This is a genomic window from Nocardia sp. NPDC004722, from assembly GCF_053601505.1.
This window is the reverse complement of the sequence record NZ_JBSGBY010000590.1, coordinates 1-5,184: the sequence shown is the minus strand read 5'-3', so window position 1 is coordinate 5,184 and position 5,184 is coordinate 1. Positions and strand designations below refer to the sequence as shown.

General features: G+C 67.9%; 4 protein-coding genes and 1 pseudogene. 2 read left to right on the top strand and 3 right to left on the bottom strand.

Annotated features, from left to right (window positions below; all coding sequences use genetic code 11):
- The first annotated feature begins 190 nt into the window (after positions 1–190).
- On the top strand, positions 191–1,855 hold the full coding sequence (locus tag ACWELQ_RS37405; RefSeq protein ID WP_452401744.1) for an APC family permease: 1,665 nt from the start codon (positions 191–193) through the stop codon (positions 1,853–1,855).
- 40 nt (positions 1,856–1,895) lie between these two features.
- Entirely contained in the window at positions 1,896–3,278 is a 1,383-nt protein-coding gene (locus ACWELQ_RS37400; protein ID WP_452401743.1) for an L-serine ammonia-lyase, read from the top strand.
- A gap of 27 nt (positions 3,279–3,305) precedes the next feature.
- Here the strand turns inward: ACWELQ_RS37400 and ACWELQ_RS37395 are convergent, their stop codons facing one another.
- From ACWELQ_RS37395 to ACWELQ_RS37385, 3 genes and pseudogenes are all read right to left on the bottom strand, one after another.
- Positions 3,306–3,956 (bottom strand): urease accessory protein UreD, encoded by a 651-nt coding sequence (locus ACWELQ_RS37395; protein WP_452401745.1) that lies wholly within the window; start codon positions 3,954–3,956, stop codon positions 3,306–3,308.
- Positions 3,946–4,674, bottom strand: a complete 729-nt coding sequence (gene ureG, locus ACWELQ_RS37390) for an urease accessory protein UreG (RefSeq protein ID WP_452401742.1) — start codon at positions 4,672–4,674, stop codon at positions 3,946–3,948. The genes ACWELQ_RS37395 and ureG overlap by 11 nt, the downstream gene beginning before the upstream one ends.
- A gap of 67 nt (positions 4,675–4,741) precedes the next feature.
- Positions 4,742–5,089 (bottom strand): annotated as a pseudogene (locus ACWELQ_RS37385) (urease accessory UreF family protein); the annotation flags it as partial.
- Between the last annotated feature and the right edge of the window lie 95 nt (positions 5,090–5,184).

Below are 5,184 nucleotides of genomic sequence, written 5' to 3'. Positions count from 1 at the left end.
TGTGCGCTCGCGGCGGGAACCGGCGGTGAGGTCCGTTCCCGCCGCGAGCACAGGCTTGCCAAAGGTGTGCTGGGAGCACAATTTGTGATCTCGAGGCGGCAGCGGCACGCCATTGACGTGATGCGGAACCGATGGTAATCAGGACATTTGTCCGTTCAGGACAAGGGATTTGCTCCGTAGTGTCCAAACCATGGACATACCTTCCGCGAACCGTAAAGGGCTGAGTCTCTTCGCCCTGATCATGATTGGCATTGGTTCGATCTTCGGATCGGGCTGGCTCTTCGGAGCCGGGCAGGCGGCCCAGGTCGCCGGGCCCGCAGCGATTATTGCCTGGGTGATCGGCGCGGTGTTCATAGGTTTGATCGCCATGTCGTACGCGGAGGTGGGCGCGGCCTATCCCTTCCCCGGATCCATGGCCCGCTTCGGTTCCATCTCGCACGGCCCGGTGCTCGGATTCATCACCGGCTGGGCGGTGTGGATCGCCGTCGCCGCGCTGATTCCGATCGAATCCATCGCCAGCACGCAGTACATGTCGTCGTGGAGCTTCTCCTGGGCCCAGGGCCTGATGAAGGACGGCTCGCTGACCCTCGCGGGCATGGGCATGGCGTTCGTGCTGACCGTGGTGCTGTGGCTGTGCTGCTACTGGTCGGTCGGCCTGCTCGCCAAGGTGAACAACCTGCTGACCGCGGTCAAGTTCGGCATCCCGGTGCTGGCCGTCGTCTCCCTCATCGCGTCGGGCTTCCACACCGAGAACTTCAGCGGCTACGGCGGTTTCGCGCCCAACGGCTGGTCCGCGGTGCTGACCGCGGTGAGTACCTGCGGTGTCGTGTTCGCCTTCAACGGTTTCCAGGCCGTGGTCAATCTCGGTGGCGCCGCGAAGAATCCGGGCAAGGCCATTCCGGCCGCCCTGGTCGGCGCGCTGTCGATCGGCCTGGTCATCTACATGCTGCTGCAGATCGCGTTCATCGGCGCGGTGCCGCCGGAGCAGCTCGCCGAACACGGTTGGGTCGGTATCAATTTCAACTCGCCGTTCGTCGATATCGCCAAGCTGCTGATGCTGGGCTGGCTGGTCATCATGCTGCAGTTCGGCGCGTTCATCTCGCCGTCCGGCGCGAACATCGCGAATGTGGCCTCGGCCTCGTACATGGTGCAGAACCTCGCCGAGACCGGCTTCTTCCCGAAGAAGCTGCGCGAGTCGCACCCCCGCTACGGCACCGCGCGCCCGGCCATGTGGCTCAACCTGGCCTTCTCGCTGATCCTGCTGGTGACCGTCGGCCACAGCTGGCACGCGCTGGCGGGCATCGTGTCCGCGGCCATGGTGATCTCGTACCTGATCGGCCCCATCGCGGTGGGCGTGTTCCGCAAGACCAAGCCCGAGCTGCCGCGGCCCTTCCGGCTCCCGGCCGCGAATGTGATCACCCCGCTGGCCTTCACGCTGGCCGCCTGCGCCCTGTACTGGACGCACTGGCCCAATACCGGCCGCATCGTGTTCATCACGCTGCTGTCCGTACCGATCGCGGTGGCCGTGCTGTGGAAGCGTGGTGATCGCAGCATCGCTGAGCAGCTCGCACCGGCCTGGTGGATGATCGCCTTCCTGATCTTCATGGCGACCGTGTCCGCCCTGGGTTCGCCCGAATTCGGTGGCAGCGGCCTGATTCCGGGCGGCATCGATATCGCGCTGGTCGCCGTGGCCGCGCTGGCCACCTACTACTGGGCCGTGCGGGCCGGCGTGAAGGCGCACGAGTCGGGGCTGCCGGGCCCGGATCCGGTGCTGGACGCCGCGCCCGAGAGCGAGACCGTGCCGGGCGACGACATCATCGGCACCGAGCGCGATCGCAACCTGCAGCACGCCTGAGTAATCCACCCATCCCGCCCGAGCAGTCAAAGGTCTGGTCATGGCACTCTCTGTCTTCGATTTCTTCTCCATCGGTATCGGCCCCTCCTCGTCCCACACCGTCGGCCCGATGCGCGCGGCGCAGTTCTTCGCCAACCGCTTGAAGGAAGACGGCCTGCTGTCCCAGACCGCCTCGGTCCGCGTCGAGCTGTTCGGCTCACTCGGCGCGACCGGCCGCGGGCACGCCACGCCCAAGGCGGTACTGCTCGGGCTGGAAGGGCACGCCCCCAACACCGTCGATCCGGATGTCGCCGAGCAGGATGTGGCACGCATCCGGCGCACCAAGCGGCTGCGGCTGCTGGGCACCGAAATCGGTGACACCCACGAGATTCCGTTCGATGAGCCCACCCAGCTCATCCTGCACATGCGTCGCGCGCTGCCGTACCACGCCAACGCCATGACGCTGTTCGCCTACGACCGCGACGGCATCCCGTTGCTGGAGAAGACGTACTACTCGGTCGGCGGCGGATTCGTCGTGGACGAGGACTCGGTGTGCGCGGATCCCGACAACGACGACACCACCGAACTGGCCTACCCGTTCCACACCGGCGCGCAGCTACTGAAGTTCGCTCGCGAGACCGGACTGTCGATCTCCTCGCTGATGATGGAGAACGAGAAGGCTTGGCGCAGTGAGGAGGAGATCCGCGCCGGGCTGCTCGAAATCTGGAATGTCATGCGGGAGTGCGTCAACCGCGGGCTGAACCGTGAGGGGATTCTGCCCGGCGGGCTGGAGGTGCGCCGCCGCGCGGCCACCTCGGCCCGGCAGTTGCGCGCCGAGGGCGATCCGATGATGCACCGCACCGAGTGGACCACCATCTACGCGATGGCGGTCAACGAGGAGAACGCCGCGGGCGGGCGGGTCGTCACCGCGCCGACCAACGGCGCGGCCGGGGTGCTGCCGGCGGTGCTGAGCCACTACATCAACTTCGTGCCCGGCGCGGACGAGGAGGGCATCATCCGATTCCTGCTCACCGCGGGCGCGATCGGCATGCTGATCAAGGAGAACGCGTCGCTCTCCGGCGCCGAGGTGGGCTGTCAGGGCGAGGTGGGGTCGGCGTGCTCGATGGCCGCGGGTGCGTTCGCCGAGGCCATCGGCGGCACCCCCGAACAGGTCGAGAACGCCGCGGAGATCGGCATGGAACACAATCTCGGACTGACCTGCGACCCGGTCGGCGGGCTGGTGCAGATTCCGTGCATCGAGCGCAACGGCATGGCCGCGGTCAAGGCGGTCACCGCCGCGCGCATGTCCATGCGCGGCGACGGCAGCCACAAGGTCTCCCTCGACGACGTCATCAAGACGATGAAGGAGACCGGGGCCGATATGAGCGTCAAGTACAAGGAGACGGCGCGCGGCGGGCTCGCGGTGAATCTCACCGAGTGCTGAACATCCGGCGCTGAGAGTCCTTGCGGCTCAGGCCATCAACAAGCGGGCGGTACGCGTGAACAGCGTGCCGCCCGCGGCCAATGGCAGCAGGGCCGAATCCAGGCCGGAGACCTCGGCGGTTCGCGCGTCCGGGTAGGTGAGGACGCTTTCGAGGGCGCGGGGCGCGGTCAGGTCGTCGTCGGTGACGGCGTCCGCGCCGAGTTCGAGGCGATGCCGCAACAGGGGCGTCTCCCCCACGTCGGCGGTCAGCTCACCACTCCAGTAACCGTGGTCCTCGCCGGTGCGGCCGATCTGCACGCGTTCGCGAAGTCGCAGGCGCGCACCGGGTTCCAGGCTCACCATGGTGTGCGTCTCGTGCTCAGCACCGCCCGCGACCACGGTCGGCTCCGGATCGAAATCCAGCTCGCCGCCCGCGGCCACCTCGAAACGCCAGTGCGCCACCGACTTGCGCGTCTCGCGGCCCGGCAGCGCGATGGTGGCGGCCACCGAGCGGACGCTCAGCCGCGCGCCCTCCCCTACGGAGACAACGATATCCAGCACGTCACCGCCCAAAGGCGTGGCGGCCGTGCCGATCAGGTGCACCGTGTCGACGCCGGTACGCCGCGCCGCCAGGCCGCCGACCGCGTGAATGTGCGGCAGCGTCCCGGCGGTCGCGGTGATGCGGAGCTCAGTGCGAATGGGCACTGCCCGCCGCCGAATCCGCGAGGCCCGCGTCCTGCTCGGCGACCAGGCGCAGCTGTTCGCGCACCCAGGTGAGCACCGGCGTCGCGGCCGGATCCTCGGTGAGCGAGGTGAACACGAACGGCCGTCCCTCGCGCACCTTGGTCGAATCCCGGTCCATCACCGACAGATCCGCGCCCACCATGGGAGCCAGATCGGTCTTGTTGATCACCAGCAGATCCGACCAGGTCACGCCCGGGCCGCCCTTGCGCGGCACCTTGTCGCCACCGGCCACGTCGACGACGAAGATCTGCACGTCGATCAGGCCAGAGGAGAAGGTGGCGGTCAGGTTGTCGCCGCCGGATTCGACCAGGATCAGATCCAGCGGCGGGTTGGCCTCGATCAGATCGTCGATGGCGTCGAGGTTCGCGGTGATGTCGTCGCGAATGGCGGTGTGCGGGCAGCCGCCGGTCTGCACGGCGGTGATCCGCTCGTCCGGCAGCACGGCGTGGCGGCGCAGGAAGTCCGCGTCCTCGGTGGTGTAGATGTCGTTGGTCAGCACCGCGAGGGACAACTCGTCGCGCAGTTGCCGGCACAGCGCCGCGGTGAGCGCGGTCTTGCCGGACCCGACCGGCCCGCCGATCCCGATCCGCAACGGCTCCCCGGGCGTCCGCTCCCGCTTGGGGCGGTCATGGCTGTGATCGTGCGGTTCACCATCAATGAGGTGAGGTGGCATGTTCGGCTCCTTTCACCCCCATCCTTACCCAGCGGTGTAAACCGGGTGTTACCTGCCCGCTGAGCGGCTACGACGCGAACAGTGGTAGTTCGCGGCGGGGATGGCGTTCGGCGAGGACGTCCTGCAGCGGGTCCGAGAGGGCCGCAAGGGATTTCACGGCCTCGCGGGCGGTCGCGTCGCAGACCGGGGCGAGGCGGATGGTGCAGGCGGCGATCGCGGCGGGGTCGAGCGCCAGTAGCCGCTGGGCGGCGGTGGCCGCGCCGGTCATGGTGGTGTAGACGAGCACCGAGGCGATGTCCTCGGGCGCGGTGTCGCTGGCGACGGCGACCACGCCGAAGACCGTGGACAGGTGCGGGCGCGGGCCGAGGGCACGCCAATCGACCTGCGGCCAGACCTGTTTGGCCAGACGCAGCATCTAAGAAGGCGTAAACGACCTCGGTAATGGGCTTATCGGGCGCTTGACTCACTCCGGCGCGTCTCGGGACGTGCCGTCAGAAGAGAGGTTTCGAG